The sequence below is a fragment of the Sphingobacterium humi genome (assembly GCF_009768885.1).
GTDB lineage: Bacteria > Bacteroidota > Bacteroidia > Sphingobacteriales > Sphingobacteriaceae > Sphingobacterium > Sphingobacterium humi.
Window position 1 is genome coordinate 1 of the sequence record NZ_WSQA01000015.1, and the last position, 20,823, is coordinate 20,823.

Below are 20,823 nucleotides of genomic sequence, written 5' to 3' on the forward strand. Positions count from 1 at the left end.
ATAATCAGAAACTCCCTGTGGAATAATAAGGGGCATGAGGGCTTTAAAGGAATCGTGCATCTGGTAAAATTTCAAACACGAATATCCGATTATTTTTTGTCCTCTCCACAACTTTTGTACATGATCCGAGGATCACTATCAACTTCCCTCCTAGTAACTCTACATCGAAAAAGCTTCCATTATTAAAGCGAATAAAAAACAATATGATGATAACGCAGAAGAAACCCTGTTTTAACATTTAAAGGAAAATCTACCATTCTTCATAAACATTCGATTAATTAAACTCGCATTTTTTACTTAGAATTTAAAATTTGCAACAAAAGGTTATTTTACTTTCCTTTGTTATTTATAATTAATCTTAATAAAAATTGACCCTAAAGATTTTCTTACTATTCTCTTATTTCTTCCTAAGTACCATTCAACTTTCATATGGTCAATCCTCCGTTATTAAGGGAAAGATTGTGAATAAGCAGAATAATGCATTAGCATTTGCTACCATTCGAATAAATAATGGTCAGCAAATAACCACTTCCAATGAACATGGTGAATTTGAGGTTACAGTTTTAACCAATCAACAAGCTATAATGTTATCGGTTCATTATGTTGGCATGAAAACCGTAGACACTGTTATTGAGCCTGCTCATTTTTCAAATTTTCATATATATCAACTCCAAGAATTAAGTTTAACACTCCAAGGAATAACCATCATCCCCACCTATCAAAAAACTAAGAATAGTAATTCTTCCATATTTTTTGACAAGGAAACCATTGAAGCAACGCAAGCTTTTAGTTTAGTCGACGTATTGAAACAACTTCCTGGGAAAGCCAACCAAGCACCTAGCATAAACCAAATGGAAACATTGACATTAAGGGGTGGAAATAATTCAAAATCTGGGGTCAATCATATCTTCAATCTAAATAATTCATTAGGTATTGCCATCATTATGGATGATGTCTATTTAAACAATGACGCCAATATGCAAAGTCGATCTGCAAGTCGTTGGGGTATTACAGCATCGATGCTTCCAGGTGTTAACTATAGCGATTCTTATTTAGGTACCCAAGCTGCCCAAAAGTACGATGCAACCTTCCAAGGAATAGATTTAAGGGAGATACCGACCAACAATATCGAAAGTATTGAGGTGATTCAAGGAATTGCATCTGCTAAATATGCTGAGATTACTGATGGAGCAATCCTGATTAATAGGCAAGCGGGCCTCACCCCTTGGGCGGCAAACCTACAACTAAACGGAGGCTCTATGTCAACTACCTTAAGCAAGGGGTTTTCACTAAACGATTTAGGAGCGCTAAATTCTTCGACAAATTATGTAAATTCTAATGCAGACCCTAGGGATAAAATCAAATCTTTTAATCGAATTAATCAATCCCTAATGTGGACGAAGCACTTCTCAAGTGCTATTAAGAATACCCTAACCTTCGATTATCATTACAGGAATGACCAACGACGTATCGATCCTGATGATGATCATCAAGAACTCTCAGAGTTCTACAACAAGGGGTTTTCAGTAGCCAATCGATTCGCCATATCTACAAAAAAGAAATTTCTAAACAGCCTAACCTTTAATATAAATTATTCCCGCTCCAAACAAAGGTCTTACAGGCAATACATTTTAAATAAAGGCATAACAGCCATTACGTTTAAGGATACAACAGGTATTTACGAGGGTTTCTTCTCTAATGGAAGTTATCGTGCCGAAGAGGAAATCATTGGATTACCTATTTATTTTGGCGCAAAAATAGAAGCAAGCAATCTGTTTAAATGGGGATTAAGCAAACATCAATTAAGCATTGGACTAAATTATAATCTTTCAAATAACAATGGTAAAGGTATTCTAAACGACCCCCAACGCCCCAGATGGCTATTAACTGGAGGAGGAAATCAACGGGCATACGATTACCAACTACTTCCAAGTGCACAAAATTGGGGCATGTTTATAGAAAATAGCATCAATGGGCTTGTTGCCCAGCGTGAATATCAGGCAAACGTAGGTGTAAGAGCCGATATTCAAAATGGTTTTCTAACTCTACAACCTAGAATAAATACTAGCCTTAATTGGTCTCACCAATGGTCTACTACGGCATCCTTCGGCATCTCTTCTAAAGCACCAACCCTCGCCCATTTGTATCCAGCACCAAGGTATATAGACATCGACCTTTTGAAAATATATACCGGGGATCTGAAAAAGGCTCTCTACTTAGTTTATACCGATAAAAAGACACTCAATAACGATCATCTGAAGCCATCCATGTCTTCGCAATTAGAACTTGGTATACACTATAAGGGTTCGATGTTAACTTCCAGTATTTACACCTATTTGAAAAGAAATTGGAATGGCTTTGAAACGGTCGATGAGGCAAACCTATTTACCTTACCAAACTATAATTATGCTGTTCATCCAGTAACTAGAGAAATAAGCTATTCCAAAGCTGGAACAACGAGTAAATACTTCAATTTCTATGGATATGAGATTCGAAATGGTGCCAAATCGAATACAATGGGTATCGATTGGATGCTAAATTTTAATCAAATAAGAGCTATTAAAACTAATTTTTCTCTACTCAGCAATGTGAGCTATTTCAATTTCAAACGTTCTCAGCCCAGTAGAGAAGAATTAGAAAACAACAAGTATATCCTTCCAGATAAATCAAGTATTTCCTATGCAGTTTACGAATCAGAAAAAGGAAATCAGCTCCAAATCATGTCCAAATTGAATAGTTCAACCCATATTCCTAAAATAGGATTCATCGTAAATTTTAGTGCTGATATATTTTGGAAGGATCGCGCTGTTAGCAGCAAGGCCACCTCCCCAATAGCCTATTTCAATTCTTTAGGCCTTTATCAGCGTATTGAAGATAATCCACTGCCCGATGCTATCATGAAGAATTTGAACCGAATAGCCAGCGATATGATTACTGAAAACTTACCCTTTGTCTACTGCATTGTCAACATGTCCTTAATCAAAGAAATCAACAAGAAGTTTAGGATTAATTTGAATGCTTACAATCTGTTTAACATCCGTCCTGAACATTATTACCAAACAGATTCAGGATTAGAAAGAACATATAAATATAACAGAAGACCAAGTTTCACCTTTGGCACAAATATTAAATTTTAACTATATGAAATATTCTATCTTACTCATCGCCATCTTATTGGTTGTCATTTCATCCTGTCGGAAGGACACCGAACTCACCAAAGCCTTAAAACTCACTGTAGCAGCAACGATTAAAAGTGAAGAAAATTTGAAGATTTCCTCAGAAGGAACAATCTTTAAAATAACTAATAAAACCAATGGATCATCCTATCAAGCCGTTGTGCAAGCCGATGGTAAGGCCGTTTTTGAAAGCATTACGCCCGGATCTTACACCATTACTGCCAGCCACAGCATTAGTGCAGAAAAATACACGGAACTTGCCGGATATTACGTTGAAGATGCTGTTAATTTCTCCGGAAGCGCTGATAAAGTAGAGGTATTCGAAGACAAAACCGTAGCAATTGACCTCGTCGCAGGAAAAACAGGAAACCTAGTTTTTAAGCAAATTTATTATGCCGGCTCTAATGTGAGTACAGGAGCCGTATTTCGGGATGTCTTTTTAGAAATTTATAATAACTCAAATCAGGTCATTTACGCCGACAGCTTGTATTTCGGACAAGTTATAGGTAATAATAATACCAAACCAAATGAATACAATTTGGAGAATGGTCAATTCGATTGGTCAAAGTCAATTGGTATGACTGTGGAGGCTGGCAAGGATGCAAACTTGGATTATATCTATGCGCATACCCTTTTTCGCATTCCGAGTGACGGAAGCGGAAAACAACATCCTATTCAGCCTGGTCAAAGTATCATTATTGCCGCAAATGCGGTAGATCATACGAATTCTTATGAATCAAACTCCACAGACCCAGTTACTATCACCAATCCTGAATTGACCGTAAATTTAAGTCGTGCAGATTTCGAAGTGAATTTAATAGAATTCTTTAGACCAACCGACAACAGTGCATATACGCCCTATCGCTTTGATGTAGATAATATTAATGTTCCAAATGTTGATGTGTTGCACAACTCAAGAGGAAAAGACCTCATTTTAAATGCCTTAGGGCGCGACGCTTATTTTATTGCAGATACCAGAGGCACAAATATTAAATTAGAAGATCTTAAAAACTATCCTTCGCCTCAAATCAGACAGGTTATTGCCAGTACAGACTTTTACAAACAATTGCCTACCTCGGTTATTGTTGATGCCGTAGAACTACAGCATCCAGTTGCTTCAAACAGAGTTCCTAAACGCCTACCAAATAATTTGGATGCAGGTCGAACATTTGTACCAGGAGGCCAATACTCCAGTCAATCCTTAGTTCGCAAAACATTAAAAACCGTAAATGGCCGACGTATATTGAAGGACACAAATAATTCAGAAGCTGATTTCGGCCATTTACAAAAAGCCGATGTATCCAAATCAGCGAGTTCTTTTATTGATTAACTCCTATCATGCTTAAATTCAGCTTCTCCATTCTTTTTGTTTGTATTTATATAAGCAGTTTTGGTCAACAATTATTCCCCAATGATTCCATCATATGGGATTTACCTGCACAACAAAAACTAGGGTTTCATTATACAAATCCTCAACTCATAAAAACACAGCTAAAGGACTATAATATTGGAGAAGCTGATGTTACTTTTCGTTATAAAAAAGGAGATTTCAGACATGCAAAAGAAGCATATTTACAACAATCCATTGACTTTAATGCCCATGGTATTTCACAAATTGACCAGTTTATTATATCAGGTGAATTTAAATTCAACAGAATTTGGGAGGATAGTTTAGCCAATACCTTACAAGGCATAGATGATAATTTATCGCCATTTTACTACTTTGTAGAAAAGTCAGGAAAATATGAACGGCAAAACTTTAAAGGAAATGTTCAAATTCGTTATGCTGGAATAAGCCGCTATATTCAAACCGGATTAAAGTTAGATTACGATTTGCATTGGACAACAAGATCTGTAGACCCTCGTCCAAATGTTGGCTCTTTTGCCCTTAAATTCAGCCCTTTCCTAAGTGCCGAGATTGGCAAAAATATGCTATCAGCTTCTGCGCTGTTTGGCTACGGAGATGAAGAAAGCGCGATGATGTATAAAAATAAAATGTATGCTTTAAGTATGCTTTACCCAGAGCGCCTGCATTATTCGAACCAAGGTTTCGGCTATATTTCGCAAATGGACTCCAGTGAGATGCGAAAATACGACCAATTTTTAGGCGCAAATCTAGCATATAGTTTTCAAGATGAAGGATTTGAACTATATACAAGCTTTAATTTTGAGCGCAAAACAACAATGAGTACTTACGACCTGAAACTCCGTAAGAATTATTATAAACGTAACGAATTTACGTTGAACTCATTCCATAGTACAACGCAAATCCATTGGAAGCAAGAAGCGAAGAAACAGCACTTACTGCAGTTAGATATACGACAACAAGAAGGACAAGATCTGAATTATAATTTACGGGCAACAAATTATTTAGTAACACACAGTCACATCGATCTTGCCTATTATTACCAGCAGAAAAACTGGGTATGGGGCTTGAGCGGTTTTTGGAGCTTAATGGATAAGAAGGATGCAGCCGCAGCACACCAACATGCCTACCAACAATTAAAAGTTCTACTCCCTATTCGGCATATTTTCAGCAGCGGTAAAAACATAATAGAGACCGAGCTTATTCCGAATTACACTTGGAAGCTAAGCAATAAATTAAATGTTCCGCAAACACAAATCAATGTTTTTACAAAAAGCATTGTTTTCCCGAATTATGATTATATCAATTTGGAACCTATTGGTATAGAATTTAACCTAAGTTATGTTTTACCAAAAGTATTAAAAACTCGTGCCGTAAAAATATACCTCTACAACCAATTTCTTACCGTATTAGGAAGTCCAAATAAAACCAACCTATCCCTAAAAAAAGATAAGTACAGCTTGTGGCAGACGAAAATAGGAACAAGCTTTAGTTTGTAGCCATGATGACGAATAAGGTAATATCCATATTATTTATTGTTTTTTTCATTATTTGCAGTGCTTTTTTGCAAGAGCAACAAGAATCGTTGCGTCAGCTATATAGTCGTCCTATTATCGAATGGCCCAAGCCTACAATCGATGAGGGTGTAAATTGGCAAGAGTTTAAATCATTAGCGAAACTTGACACAAGTTATTTCAGCTTAATGGAAAGACCAGACATTAAGTTAGGCAAAATCTTATTTTTTGACCCCTATTTATCGGGCTCTAATCAAATATCTTGTAGTTCATGTCATAATCCCCAAACCTCATGGGCCGATCATTTAACGGTTTCCATTGGCCATGACCATCAAGAAGGCGACAGAAATACGATATCCTTATTGAATGTGCATGCTCGTAAATCAATGTTTTGGGATGGCCGTGTAAAAACGCTCGAAGAACAAGCCTTATCACCTATTGAAGCCCATCATGAGATGGCCATGGATTTAACGAAACTCATTCCGAAACTAAAAGCCATCGCCGGATATCGGAAGCTGTTCAAAGAGGCCTATGGTGATGAGGACTTTTCTATGCCAGAATTACTCCAAGCCTTAGCGGCATTCCAACGGACACTCACTAGCCGTAGAAGTCGATTCGATGAATTTATCGACGGAAAACACAACGCCATGACAGATCTCGAAATTCAAGGAATGCATCTTTTTCGAACCAAAGCAAGATGCATGAATTGCCATTACGGCGAGTTTTTAACAGACGAAGAGTTTCATAATATCGGTCTTACTTATTATAAAAGAAAATATGAAGACTTAGGACGGTATACGGTAACTAAAAATCCTGCTGATGTCGGCAAGTTTCGCACTCCCTCTTTACGAGATGTCATGAATACCAGCCCATGGATGCATAATGGCCTTTTCGACAATATGATTGGCATATTAAACATCTACAATAGCGGAATGCTGATGAATAACCCAAAAACGCCAGAACAACATGCTGACCCTATGTTTCCTCGGACTGATCCGCTATTAAAGCAGCTGTACCTCACTAAAGAAGAAATTCAGGCGATTGCTTCCTTCTTAGAGGCTGCAACAGCTAGCAAATACAAAATGAGCCGCCCGGAAAGCTTACCAAGATAAATACCTCATTAGGGTCAGTTAATATTCAACTTCATTCTTAACTAGCTTCTAAAGCCTTAATACTTCTTAGGGGATACTTACCTTTCTCTCCCTTTTCACACCCCTTTCTCTCCCCTTTGTTGCCCCTTTGGAAAGGGGGGTGAAAGGGGTTTGAAATGCTTCATAAAAAGCGTGGAAAAGTGTGGTTTCAAAACTTGTTCTTTCCCGATGATATGTTTAGGTAGGTTGATGTTATTTGGTTGATTATTCCATACTGATTGCATTGAGGTGGCAGATGCTTGTCCTTGGATGACGCTTTGGAAGGCGGCACATGATGGCATGTTTATATAAACTATTGTTTATTAGTGCTCTTTGTATGATTGACTGTATTGACGTACCAGTCGTTCGTCCTTCGACTTCGCTACCAATGACATGTTCATGTAAAACACTGTAAGTAAGATTGTTATGTATTGCTGATTGGAATGACGTACCAGTCGTTCGACTCCGCTCACGATGACAATACGATGACAAAGCGAAGGCAAAATGATGACAGCTCACGATAACAGCTCATGATGATATTAGGATGACAAAAGGTGATATACCAATTTTTATCCCTACGCCAATCAAAACCCACAAAAAAATCCCTGCCGGCTTGGCAGGGATTTCCATATCCTAAACAGCTATGCTGTTAAATCATTTCTACGCTACGTTTAACGAAGGCTGTCAGTTCAGCGCCTGTAAGTAAGCCTCGGGACAATAAAGCCAAATCAAAGGCTTGTTTTGCCAGTTTAGCACCTTCTTCATCGGCTGCATCGGCAATACGTTTCACCAAGGGGTGGTTTCCATTTACGGTTACTTTATAGTTGTCAGGCAGGTTGCCATAGAAGCCCATGCCGCCACCCGTTTTGGCCATATCTTTCATGCGGCGCATAAACTCATCGAGCGTTACGGAAACCGGAAGATCCGTTTCTTGTAAGGCATCCACTTCCACTTTCATATCGGCTCTAGCAATAGCTTTTTCAAAACGCTCGCTAACGGTCTTGCTTTCTTCTTCCGACAGGTTCAGGGTTAGCTTTTCATCCTTTTCGATCAGTTTATCGACCACATCGGCATCCACACGCTTCAACTGTACCTTCTCGCCGCCTTTTTGCTCTAGGAAGCCTGCAAAGTGCGTATCCAACGGACCATCGAGGTTTAATACATCGTAACCTTTTGCCAAGGCTGGGGCGATAAAACCATCTTGTTGCGCCTTATCGTTGGTATACAGGTAAATAATATTTCCATTTTTATCTACTTGAATATCTTTTACCTTCTCATAGTACTCCTTAATGGTGTACGATGCATCGGTAGTATCGGTTACCAAGCAGAAATCAATCGCTTTCTCGGCGAATTTCTCATCGCTAAGCATACCATACTTAATAAACAAACCGATATCGTTCCATTTTTCTTCAAATCCTTTACGATCCGATTTAAAGATCTCCTGCAGCTTATCGGCCACCTTCTTGGTGATGTAGTTATTAATCTTCTTCACATTACCGTCGGCCTGTAAGAAGGAACGCGATACGTTCAATGGAATATCTGGGGAATCGATAACCCCATGCAATAACATCAAGAATTCCGGCACAATATCTTTCACCTCATCGGTAATAAATACCTGGCGCGAGTATAATTTGATTTTATTACGCTGGATTTCCAGGTCGTTTTTAATTTTCGGGAAGTAAAGAATACCGGTTAAGTTAAACGGATAATCTACATTCAGGTGGATCCAGAATAAAGGCTCGTCCATGGAATACGGGTACAGCTCTTTATAGAAGTCCAAATAATCCTGATCGGTTAATTCCGATGGGGATTTAGTCCAGGCCGGATTGGTATTGTTAATGATATTATCAACCTCTACGGTTTTATATTTCGGCTTACCTTCTTCATCTTCCCCATCAGGTTCTGAAGTGCTCTTTGTGCCAAAGCGAATCGGCACCGGTAAGAATTTCGCGTATTTATCAAGGATTTCCTGAATTCTGTTTTTACTTAAGAATTCTGCGGACTCCTCGTTAATATGTAAAATAACATCCGTTCCACGGCTTGTTCTGTCGCCCGTGCTAATTTCATAGCTGGTGCTACCATCACAGGTCCAATGTGCGGGCTCTGCCCCTTCTTGGTAGGATAAAGATTGGATCTCCACCCGATCGGCCACCATAAAGGCAGAATAGAAACCCAAACCGAAGCGACCAATAATTTCATTGGCATCATTTGCTTCTTTGAATTTCTCCATAAACTCCGTTGCGCCTGAGAAGGCAATCTGGTTGATGTATTTTTTGATTTCATCGGCGGTCATCCCGATACCACGATCGGATATCGTAATGGTTTTGGCTTGCTCATCGAGTTTTACATCGACTGTCAAATCGCCTAAATCGCCGGAGAATTGGCCTAAAGAACTTAGGCGTTTAATTTTTTGCGAGGCATCAACGGCGTTGGATACCAACTCCCGTAAAAAGATCTCATTATCCGAGTAAAGAAATTTCTTAATAACCGGGAAAATATTTTCAGTATGAATGGAAATCGTTCCTTTTTCTTCTTGCATATGTACTTGTATTTTTTTTTCGAATTTATTACTACGGGTAAGGTAACAATCTGCATTCCATTGTTGGTTTTAGGTCATTTTGACAGCTGAAACTGCAATTATTACATAAATAGCTACCTTTGTGCGAAAAATAGGCTGATTCATGTTTAAGAAACCCGACTTTTTAAAAGCACCTTTAGAACGATTCAGAGAGCAGATTGAAAACCAGATGGGCAGCAAGGCCCAGGTTTTCCGTGAAAAGAGTGCCCTCAAGAAAATGCCTTTTGTGTACACTTTGGCTTTTCCTGATGCACAAACACAGGAGCTCAGCGCCTTTTCTTACGGGGTTTCGCATGCCAGCCATCCCGAGCAACTTCATCAGGTTGAACTCTGTTTGCAAGTGCAATCGACAGACATGGCTTGGGCACATATTGTGGGCTACCTGGCGAATCAATTGCGGGGCGACTGCCCGTTCCGGAAGGGCGAAATCATCAAGATCGGTCAAGCCATTGCAAGCGACTCTAGCATGGATGCCTTTGTTGTCGCCGAACCGACCATCTTTTCAGAAAATACCCCTATCAAAGACCATAAAAAATCCAAAGGCATACACTTGGTTCAATTAATTCCCATCTATCAGGAAGAAATTCTAAAAATCAACAAAATAGGCTTGGAAGCCTTTCTAAGTCAGTTAAGTGCGCATAAAAAGCAGGTTAACAGAAAACCTCTTTAATTTTTTTTCACAGCGCCTGTAGCGAATTTAAAAATGCTTGCGTTTTCCTGTTGAACGTTCAAAAAAATGATTGACAGGAGAATTATATGAAAAACATGAAAAAGAACCATTTTTTATTCGTTATCGTCCTTGCTATTTTCAGTTTAAGTAGCTGTTTGAAGGATGATGCCCAACCTACCCCACAAGCACTCGTTACCCTATTAAATGCATACCCGAATGATGCAGGTGTTGCTTATATTGTTGACGGCAGACAAGTAACCAGCTCTAATGGGTCATGGAAAGGACTTACTTATTTTCGGGCTTATCCGGGAAATAAAAAATTAGACATCTACGACAAAATGTCGCAACAAGCTATATTGGATACGACGATGAATTACGCGGATTCTACGATGTACACCGGTTTCGTGTACGGAACAGCTGGACATCCGAAATTCATCAGAACAACAGATTTAGCAGTAGAAAACCTAGGCGATAAAGCAGGTATCCGCTTTATTCATGTGGGCAATGGCGTCGGCAAGGTATCCTTCCAATTGGGAGAACAAAGCATACCGGCCTTCCAAAACCGCGCACAAGAATCGGCTTCAACCATCGCGCAAAGTCAAATCTTCCATCCGGCAACGGCAGGTACTTTAACCTTGACGGTGAAGGATGAGCAAGGAAACGTATTGGTAACCCGCGATAATATTGTGTTAAAGAACGGTTATTATTACACTTTCGCCCTAATGGGAACGAAAGGTGACACAGGAAAACCACTGGAAGTTGGTTATTTCTAAATAGTTAGGCAGCTTTACAATACATCCATAATTTGGAAAGCCCATATTCTTATGGGCTTTTCTTATTTTTACAGGGTTTAAGATAAAAAAGCATGAGCCTAGAAAAACCTATTGTTGATGAATCCTTTCGCGTGCTGCATAAAAAAGCACATGAATTTATCAGCGATCAACATGAGTTACTGACCGATCATTTCGGATTTGCTGATTTCGATCAGTACCAAATCGAAGAAGCGACCTCCAGCATTCATTTCTTGAAAAACCAGCAAGAAGTACTGGCCTTATCTTATCAGCCTGTCGGATACCTGGATGATGCAGGCCATTGGCACTGGCATTGGCAAGCGGAAAACCTGCCCCAAGCAGAGCGCGAGCAGTTGGAAGTGGTTAAGAACTACGGCGATATGTTCAACTTTGCCCTACTCACCGAACCGGAATGGCCGGCTACGGATGCCGATGCCTGGGCCGTTACAGCGGTAAGCGGGTATTTACGGGCTGCCAAGGGCATTTTTAAGGCCCGTATTAACGATAGGCCTACATTTATCTATTTCAAGGAAATGATTCCCCAAGAATAATCCCAAGCCCAATTTATATTATTTCAATCCTGCGCGAAAATCGCTATTTTCGCTGTCATATTTTTAAACAAGGAAAACAGTTAAATGCAGTTAACGAAGTTAGAAATCAAAGGTTTTAAGAGTTTCGGAGATAAAGTAACGATTAATTTCAACGAAGGGGTAACCGCAATTGTTGGTCCTAATGGCTGTGGAAAATCGAATGTGGTGGATGCCATTCGATGGGTATTGGGGGAACAGAGTACCCGTACCCTGCGTTCGGAAAAAATGGAGAACATTATTTTCAACGGCGCTAAAAACAGAAAACCCGCCAACCTTGCGGAAGTGTCGTTGACTTTCGATAATACCAAGAACATATTACCCACGGAATTTACCACCGTTACGATTACGCGGAAGCTGTTTCGTACCGGGGAAAGTGAATACCGCTTGAACGATGTTAAATGTAGACTGAAAGATATTACCGATCTCTTTTTAGATACGGGCGTTGGCGCAGATACCTATTCCATTATTGAGTTGAAGATGATCGATGAGATTATTGCCAACAAGGATAACTCGCGTCGCAACCTGTTTGAAGAAGCCTCAGGTATTTCGAAATATAAAGTCCGTAAAAAGCAGACCCTGGCGAAGTTAAGAGATACCGAAGCGGATCTTTCCCGTGTGGATGATTTGATGTTCGAGATTAATAAGAACTTAAAATCTTTAGAAAACCAAGCGAAGAAAGCCGATAAGTATTTTAGCCTGAAGGAAGAATATCGCGAGGCCAGCATTGGCTTAGCCTACTACCGATTGGAGAATTTTCATCAGGATTTAGAACGCATCCAAGAACAGGAACAACAGCAGCAAGAGCAATTGCAAGGCACCACCGGGCAGATCGCTCAAAAGGAAACCGAGCATCAGCAACTTCGCAACGACATTTTGGCGAAAGAAAAGAACCTCTTGGCCCAACAAAAGGCAACCAATGAATATGTGAATAAAATTAGAAGCCTGGAGTCGGAGGAGAAATTAAAAAGTGCCAAACTACTGCACCTGCAGGAAAAAGAAACGCGGTTAAATAACGACCTTTCGACCGATCGTTTGCAGGTGACCCAAGTGGAATATAGCGTAAAGCGACTAAACGAGGAGCTTTATGAAGAACAAAATAAATTAACCGACATTCAACAAGACCTGGAGAACAACAAACAGGAAGTGGAGGAATTGCGCGGACAGCAGCAGTCGGCAAAAGGAAAGCTGGATAATTTCAGCAAGGAAAATGCAGACCTGCAAAATCAGATTTACCGCTTAGAAAAAGATATTGCGGTATTAGGCATTCAAAAGGATGCCCTGGAACAGGAATCTTTACGGACATCCAACGATGCCCAAGCCAAAGAGGTAGAATTGAACCAATTTAGCGCGGTAGTTACGGAATTGGAAGAACGTGTGAATATTCAGCAAGAACAGTTTGACGCGGCTTTGAATACCGAAGAACAATTGCAACAGCAGATTGAAGAAACGGAAGAGCAAATAAAACAGCATACGCATGAATTAAACCGCGAATCGCGGGTGGTGGATGCCAAGCAGAACGAATATAACCTCACGAAATCTTTGGTGGACAACCTGGAGGGCTTTCCGGAATCTATCCGTTTTTTACGGAAGAATGCCGGCTGGAAAAAACAGTATCCCCTATTTTCTGACATCTTGTTCTGTAAGGAAGATTATCGGGTGGCTATTGAGAACTTCCTAGAGCCTATTATGAACCATTATGTGGTAGACTTGAAGGAAGACGCGGTAAAAGCGATTAAACTATTGAGCGATGCCTCACGTGGGCGTGCGAATTTCTTTATTCTGGAGGCGGTGCAGCAATTGCCTGCGGGCACAGCAAACAGCAGCGACGATAGCCGTTTAATTCCGGCTATGGATGTTATTTCGGTCGATGCGAAGTTTAAAACCTTATGTGCAATTTTGCTCGATGGGGTTTACTTATTGAAAGCTGAAGAAGAAAACAGCCTGGAAGAAGACTTGCCTACCGACCAGATTACCATTTTGCATAAGGATGGTAAATTCTCCAAAAATAAACTAGGCTTATCCGGCGGATCCGTGGGCTTATTCGAAGGTAAGCGTATTGGACGGGCCAAGAACCTGGAAATTCTAGCCAAGGAAATTAAAGCCCTAAACTTGCGTATCGTGGAATTGCAGGATATGCTGAAGCTGGAAAATGAGAAGTTGATTCGCTTAAAAGGAGGTTCGCAACGCATGTTTATTGAAGAGCAACGCGTGCAACTGAACCGCTTGGTGAATGAATTGGTATCGGTTAAAACCAAACAGGAACAATACCAAACCTTCATTAACAACAGCCAAAACCGCAAACAGGATATTGAGCTGAAGATTACCAGCATATTGGCCGAGTTGGAAAAAGCAGAGCCTGAATTGCAGGAATTAAAAGCCAAAGCCAACAGCAATCAGGATGAGCTATTGCTCTTGCAACAGCAATACCAGGATATTTCGGAGATATTGACCGAGCGTTCTGCCATCTATAATAATGCGAACATCAAATTCCACCAACAGCAAAGTAAGGTTTCGACCTTATTGAAGGATTTGGAATATCGTGAACATCAAAAAGACACCCTACAAGAGCGTATCGATAAAAATACCGAAGAACAGGAACAGGTAAAACAGGAAATAAAAGAGGCCATTAAACCTGAAAACAAAGAGGAAATGGACCTTTCGGACATGTATGCGCAGAAGGACGCTTTGGAGAAAGGCCTGGCTGAATTGGAGGAGGAATTTTATGGGGCACGTAAGCAGGTAAACGATCTGGAAGATGCCATCAGCCAACTCCGTCGTGGAAAGGATATTGCCGATACTTTAATTGCTGACCTGAAAGACAAGAAAACGGCCTTACAAATTGAGCTTAATGCCTTGAAAGAACGTTTATCGGTTGAATTTAACATCGAATTACAAGATTTATTGGAGCAGGAAGTACCGGAAGACCGGATGCCGTTTGAGGAACTACATACCCGTTGTAATAAATTGAAAAAACAACTGGATGATTACGGCAGCATCAACCCGATGGCCAAGGAGGCTTACGATGAGATGAACGAACGCCAAGGCTTTATTGATAAGGAAAAAACAGATTTATTGGATGCCAAGGCTTCCCTATTGAGTACCATTCAAGAGATTGACCAATCGGCCAATGATAAATTTATGTATGCCTTTACCACAGTGCGTGAAAACTTCGTGAAGGTGTTCCGTTCTTTATTTAATGAAGAAGACTCATGTGATTTGGTATTAAGCGATCCGAGCAATCCATTGGAATCTGATATCGATATTATTGCCCGCCCGAAAGGAAAGCGTCCGTTATCGATCAATCAGCTATCCGGCGGTGAGAAAACATTAACTTCCACGGCCTTGCTATTCTCGCTATACTTATTGAAACCGGCACCATTCTGTATCTTCGATGAGGTGGATGCCCCATTAGATGATACCAATATCGATAAGTTCAATAACATTATTCGGGAATTCTCGAATCAGTCGCAGTTTATTGTCGTATCACACAATAAGCGTACGATTGCCAGCACCGATATTATTTATGGGGTAACCATGGTGGAACAAGGCGTTTCCCGTGTGGTAGCCGTTGATTTACGCGATGTAGCCTAAATCCTTCCCTATTCCATTTCAGGAATAGCCTAAAAAACAAATGCCATGCCTTTTTGGAGCATGGCATTTGTTTTTTGGTTCTGCCAATTGGAAAAGTTTCAGTACATTTAGGCAAACCATTATTAAGCAATTGCCATGAGTTACCAAAGAATACAGCTCCTCCTGATATCCTTATTCTGTTTGTTGACTGCCATTTATTTTTTACTGGGGAATGAAATTATCCATAAAGTGATAGGGTTGTTGGCTTTGGCTATTTTAATTGGCTTGAACGGCTATTACTACCTCAATTCTACCTCCTGGCTGCATAAACGCAGAAAATAAACAGCAGGGCCTGAAAAAAAGAAGGCCACCGATTTGTATCGATGACCTTCTCCCTATTTTAAAAAATCGATTATAACTCTTTTACGCGGATATTTCTGAAGAATACCTCCGTACCATGGCCTAAGAAGCCAATATGTCCTGATTTATTGAATAATCCTGGGTGATTTTTATGGTCTGCTGGTCCGTTTTTGGTTGCCTCTTTAAGGTCGCCATCTACCGTAACAATACCATTTACCGTCACCTTAATCTTGTTACCTTGGATACGGATTTCTTCGGTATTCCACTCGCCTACTGGTTTTAACGCACCACGCTTGGCTGGAATAATACCGTATACTGAACCGTGGTATTGGTAAACCTGTAAGTTTTTGTAAACATCAGCACCATCGTCCAATACTTGGATTTCCATCCCGTTATAGGCAGCATCACCATCTAAAGGCGTGCGAATACCCACACCATTGTTTGCACCCGGTGTCAATTTGAACTCAAAGCGGTATACGAAATCGGCATATTCCTTTTTGGTGTATAGGTTTTTACCGTATTTAGCATCCGGATTGGAACGGATATATCCTTCTTTGGTAATTTCGTACGCTGAAGTGCTGGTCCATTGATCGAGGTTGGTACCATCGAACAACATGTTAAATCCTTCTTTTTTCTCTTGATCGGAAAGTTTGTATACTTCCAAACGAGGGATTTCCTTCACGAAGATATCACGATACCATACGCGGGAACCATGCGCTTGCAATTCCAATTGTTCCGTAGGGAAGATAGACTGATTGCGATCCCAGTAGTTTTCTAAGGTTACATTATCGACTACTAATTCGCCGTTTAACCAAACCCATACCTTCTCGCCAACCATTTTAATTTTAAAGGTATTCCATTCGCCTAAGGCATTGTCGGCCACCTTCGAAGGGTTTTTCACGTTGGTTGTATTGTTATACAAACCACCGGATCCCACTTGAGCACCTACATTGGTTCTGGAGATATCCCAAATCTGTACCTGCGGCGTACCTCTTAAGTAAACGCCGGCATCTGGTTCTTTTCCTTTCGGGTCTAATTTCCAGTCTACCAACATTTCAAAATCACCGTATTGTTTTACGGTAGCAATATTATCGCCATGGCCACTGAATACTAAGTCGCCATCGATAGCTTGCCAGCTATCGCGCATTTTCTGATCGGCAACAGCTTGTTTCTTCGCCAATTCTGCGGCCGACATGGCAGCACGTTTAATTGGGTTCTCCACTAAGCCTTTCCATCCACTCAGGTCTTTACCATTGAAAATAGATACGAAACCTTGCTCTGCCGGCATCTCGGCCAGGTGGCGAACGATGGCCTCACGTACGTAAGAGCTTTCGCTTCCGGCTAAGTTTTCAGCGGCTTGGTTCAAGATGGCGCGAACTTCCGGCCCTACATAGGCTTTATTGTCCATCGCGATGTTCATCGCTACGTTTTGCGCTGTTCCTTTCAAGGCAGGATCATTCATATACTTGCTGGCAAACATCATGGCCTGGTAAGTATTTGTTGCCTGCATGCTGCTCAAAGCGGCTTGTTTCTGTTTGTTATCTTTTGCTAGGGCAAAAGCATCGCGCAGAATCAAGGTTTTTTGCTCGGGCTTATAGTTGCTTGCATTTAATTGTCTGATTAAACCATTGAAAGCCGTATTGAAAATTGCCGGATCGTTTTCCGTTCTGGTCAATTTAATTAAGCTGTTCAAGGCTTCTGTATTGTTCCACTGTGCCAAGGCATTCACCGCAGCGGTTTTCAACGGTGCTGCTGCCCCTACATAGTTTTCTACGGCTTTCAACGCATCCGGACCACCTACACCCGCAAAAATCGGGAAGTACTTGGCCGCTGAGGGCGCTGCTGAACGTGAAATATTAGCGGCAAGACGTTGGATTTTAGCTTCCTTATCTGGGCTGCTTTGCAAAGCCAAGATAGCGGCCTGCTGGGCATAGGCTAAATCTTGTCCTTCGGCATCATTTACTAAGTTAATTACTTCTTCGAAGTTGCTGTTGTTTACCACATTCGGAAGGGCTTTAAACGCCGCAGAACGTACCGCCGCATCAGCTGACTTCGTTAATGGCAATACCGCAGCCGCTGAACTAGGGTTCATACGGGTTGCCAAAACTTCCAATAAGGCTAATTGTGTTTTAGCATCGGCATTGGCCATTGCGCCATTCACAACATCAATCGTTCCGGCATCATTTGCGCTTAAGATTAACGTTTTGATGGTTTTCAATTCGTTCTCGGAAGCTGAAGGAATCTGTTTGATCAAGAAGTCAACATTGTTTCCTTTAGATAATACCGATAATGCATTGTAAGCAGCAATTTTCGCTTCCTCGTCTTTCAACTTCGGAAATCCTTTTTCAATCGCTTGAACAGAACCTGTCGCATCTTCGGTGGCCAGGAAGTTCAATACCGATTCCTGTGCATCGCCATCAAGCTTACGTAAGCTGCCTGCTAATTTGATTAAATCGCCCGCTGTAGCCTCATCTGCTAAAAGCTGTAAAGCAACATTGCGTAATACTTTATCGTTGCTTCCGGCTAATTTAACCAGCTGCTTCTTTTGTTTCGCTGGATTGATATCGGTCAAAACGCTTAATGCGCCTACCTGAATACCACTCGCTTCGGCTTTTCCTGCGTTTTTAAACAAGGTTGTTGCGAATTTGCTGGCTGCAGACTCGTTGCTTTTCGCTAATTGCTGTGCATAATCTACAGCTAAGCTGGAAGCATTGGTTTTATCGTATTGGTAGTTTACCGCTTGTGCTTTATCTAAGAATACCTTGGCACTTTTCTCACCGCCAATTTTACTTAAAGCCGTTAAGCTGGCCAATTGGAAGTTCTCAGCAGGGTAAGTACCGATAAGTTCAATAATTTTCGCTTCGGCATCCTTCGACTCTAGATCGCCTAAGGCAGTAACGATAGCGGTTGCTGTTTTCTCGGTTGCTGAAGAGCTTAAAGCGCTGTTCAAAGCTGCCGCAGCTTCCGGCGTACGGATAGCATTCAATACGCGCGCTGCTTTTTCGGCTAAGTATTCATCTGCCAAATAAGGTGCGACCTGCGCAACAGCATCATTCTTTGCACAGAATTTCAATAATTCCAATACATAGCCTTTGTTGTTGGCATCTTTAAGGTTGTTTAAGGCATTTAATAAACCTTGAACATAAGTAGCACGTTGGCTTTCAAAGCCAGGTTGCATCACATAAAATGCATAGGAATTCGTGGCATACTCAATATTTGCATTCGGGCCTCCTTGTGGTTTTAATCCCAACAACAAGGCGGATACATCTTCTGAAGTGAAACCTTCCAATTCTTTCATGGCCGAAAGGAACTTACCTTGCTCTGCCGCTGGCTGTTGGGCCAATACGTCAGCAATCTTGGTGGCAGTCGTTCTATTCGCCGGTTGCTGAGCATAGGCAGCAACTTGGATAAATAATAAGGCGGTTATCGTATTAAATACTTTTTTCATGATTTTTCTAGGGAATTAAAATGACCAAGGACCTCTCATTGGTTGGTTGATTAAACGGTTTGCAGCATCATCATTAACAAACTCTTGTTTGTCGGAGTCGAACTTCAAGTTTCTGTTCAAACGTAATGCAGCAAGCCCTAAGTTCACCAAAGTACATGAATAATAACCGTTCTGCTCATTTAAAGCGAACTTCTGACGCGTACGACAAGCTTCCACGAAATCGGTCACCTGCGGTGCCGGTTCAGGGAATTGCGCTAGCTTACGCTCTAAATCTGGAATATCGGAAACAAAGCCACGGAATAATTTACCGTTTGGTCCTTCAATATATGCTTTGCCTACTTCCGTACCTTCGCCATCTAATATAATCTGACAGCCATCAGCATAGGTATAGGTGATTTTACGCCAAGTTCCTACCGCATCGGAATGTTGCTGTGGGGCATCTACTTCAATGCTAACCGGGCTTTCATGGTCTTTACCTAAGAAATACTGTACTGGATCTAAGTAGTGTTGGCCCATATCGCCTAATCCACCACCATCATAATCCCAGTATCCTCTAAAGGTAAGGTGCGTACGGTGCTCGCTATACGGTTTGTAAGGAGCCGGACCCAACCACATTTCATAGTCGAATTCTTTCGGAACCTGTTGTACCGGTAGGTTCTCTTTACCTACCCAATAGAATTTCCAATCAAATCCGGTATGCTTACTGATCGTAACTTTTAACGGCCAGCCTAACATACCCGTATCGACTAATTTCTTGATTTTTTTAACCGGTACGTTCATGCCATAGAAGTTGGCATCAAAACGGAACCAAGTATTTAAACGGAAAATATTACCATGCTGTGCAACAGCTTCTTTTACTTTTTTACCTTCACCAATGGTTCTTGTCATTGGTTTCTCACACCAAATATCCTTCCCTGAGCGCGCAGCTTCAACAGCCATCAATCCGTGCCAGTGCGGAGGCGTTGCGATATGCACGATATCGACCTCCGAATTGTTGATCAAGTCTCTAAAATCATGATGCTCTTTTACGCCGCCACCTAAAGCCTTTTGAGCCAATGCCAGGTGTCTGGTATCCACATCACAGATCGCAACGGTTTTTGTACCTGCGTAATTAAAGTGCCCGCGGCCCATAGAGCCTACCCCAATTACTCCTTTAGTTAAATGATCACTGGGCGCTAGATAACCTTTTCCTAACACAAACCTAGGAACTATCGTAAAGGCTGCAGCCCCGATCAACGATTTCTTGATGAAATCGCGTCTAGAAGAATTATTTGTTTCTTTCATAATGTTTATGGTTCCATATCATAAATGAACCCGCAGCCCATACAGAACCCCAAAAAATGGTGGAATATCATACGTAGGTAGTAGGTTATTTAATCATTAAAACTTTATAAAATAGATTTAAGCTACAAGAATAAAAAAAGTTTTGGGGATAGACTTATCTATTTAAGTCAAAACAATATTATTTTTTGCCAACGAACCCAAATAAATAATAAAATACTTTAAGCAATCGATTGCGTAAATAAAATATTACGAATATATCGGGCTTTTTGTTGAATTATTGATATTTAAGGGTTTAGCAACTTCCTGTAAGGAAATTAGGATAAACCGAGTAACGCTTAGGGCTATT

Annotated in this window: 12 protein-coding genes; 9 read left to right on the forward strand and 3 right to left on the reverse strand. The window is 40.8% G+C overall.

Annotated features, from left to right (window positions below):
* Window positions 1–368: 368 nt before the first annotated feature.
* From GQF63_RS16720 to GQF63_RS16735, 4 genes are read left to right on the forward strand one after another with little or no spacing between them, the layout of a single operon-like run.
* Entirely contained in the window at window positions 369–3,137 is a 2,769-nt protein-coding gene (locus GQF63_RS16720; protein WP_246163597.1) for a TonB-dependent receptor, read from the forward strand.
* Window positions 3,138–3,141: 4 nt separating this feature from the next.
* Window positions 3,142–4,506 (forward strand): DUF4876 domain-containing protein, encoded by a 1,365-nt coding sequence (locus GQF63_RS16725; RefSeq protein ID WP_160370394.1) that lies wholly within the window; start codon window positions 3,142–3,144, stop codon window positions 4,504–4,506.
* Between the two features lie 8 nt (window positions 4,507–4,514).
* The gene (locus GQF63_RS16730) at window positions 4,515–6,041 is read left to right on the forward strand and encodes a DUF6850 family outer membrane beta-barrel protein (protein ID WP_160370395.1); all 1,527 of its coding nucleotides are present in this window, start codon (window positions 4,515–4,517) and stop codon (window positions 6,039–6,041) included.
* A gap of 2 nt (window positions 6,042–6,043) precedes the next feature.
* Window positions 6,044–7,168, forward strand: a complete 1,125-nt coding sequence (locus GQF63_RS16735; protein WP_160370396.1) for a cytochrome-c peroxidase — start codon at window positions 6,044–6,046, stop codon at window positions 7,166–7,168.
* A 667-nt stretch (window positions 7,169–7,835) separates the two neighbouring features.
* Here GQF63_RS16735 and htpG read toward each other — a convergent pair.
* Window positions 7,836–9,725: a molecular chaperone HtpG gene (gene htpG / locus GQF63_RS16740; protein WP_160370397.1), complete on the reverse strand. Its 1,890-nt coding sequence runs from the start codon at window positions 9,723–9,725 to the stop codon at window positions 7,836–7,838.
* 142 nt (window positions 9,726–9,867) lie between these two features.
* Here htpG and GQF63_RS16745 point away from each other — a divergent pair, with 142 nt between their 5' ends.
* From GQF63_RS16745 to GQF63_RS16765, 5 genes are all read left to right on the forward strand, one after another.
* Entirely contained in the window at window positions 9,868–10,434 is a 567-nt protein-coding gene (locus GQF63_RS16745; RefSeq protein WP_160370398.1) for a suppressor of fused domain protein, read from the forward strand.
* A 95-nt stretch (window positions 10,435–10,529) separates the two neighbouring features.
* Entirely contained in the window at window positions 10,530–11,207 is a 678-nt protein-coding gene (locus GQF63_RS16750; protein WP_160370399.1) for a DUF4397 domain-containing protein, read from the forward strand.
* Window positions 11,208–11,299: 92 nt separating this feature from the next.
* On the forward strand, window positions 11,300–11,776 hold the full coding sequence (locus GQF63_RS16755; RefSeq protein WP_160370400.1) for a DUF6882 domain-containing protein: 477 nt from the start codon (window positions 11,300–11,302) through the stop codon (window positions 11,774–11,776).
* 84 nt (window positions 11,777–11,860) lie between these two features.
* Entirely contained in the window at window positions 11,861–15,406 is a 3,546-nt protein-coding gene (gene smc, locus GQF63_RS16760; RefSeq protein ID WP_160370401.1) for a chromosome segregation protein SMC, read from the forward strand.
* Between the two features lie 135 nt (window positions 15,407–15,541).
* Window positions 15,542–15,727: a hypothetical protein gene (locus GQF63_RS16765; RefSeq protein ID WP_160370402.1), complete on the forward strand. Its 186-nt coding sequence runs from the start codon at window positions 15,542–15,544 to the stop codon at window positions 15,725–15,727.
* Window positions 15,728–15,797: 70 nt separating this feature from the next.
* Here the strand turns inward: GQF63_RS16765 and GQF63_RS16770 are convergent, their stop codons facing one another.
* Together GQF63_RS16770 and GQF63_RS16775 are read right to left on the reverse strand one after the other, a co-directional pair.
* Window positions 15,798–19,193, reverse strand: a complete 3,396-nt coding sequence (locus GQF63_RS16770) for a DUF1080 domain-containing protein (RefSeq protein ID WP_160370403.1) — start codon at window positions 19,191–19,193, stop codon at window positions 15,798–15,800.
* 15 nt (window positions 19,194–19,208) lie between these two features.
* The gene (locus tag GQF63_RS16775) at window positions 19,209–20,477 is read right to left on the reverse strand and encodes a Gfo/Idh/MocA family oxidoreductase (RefSeq protein WP_160370404.1); all 1,269 of its coding nucleotides are present in this window, start codon (window positions 20,475–20,477) and stop codon (window positions 19,209–19,211) included.
* Between the last annotated feature and the right edge of the window lie 346 nt (window positions 20,478–20,823).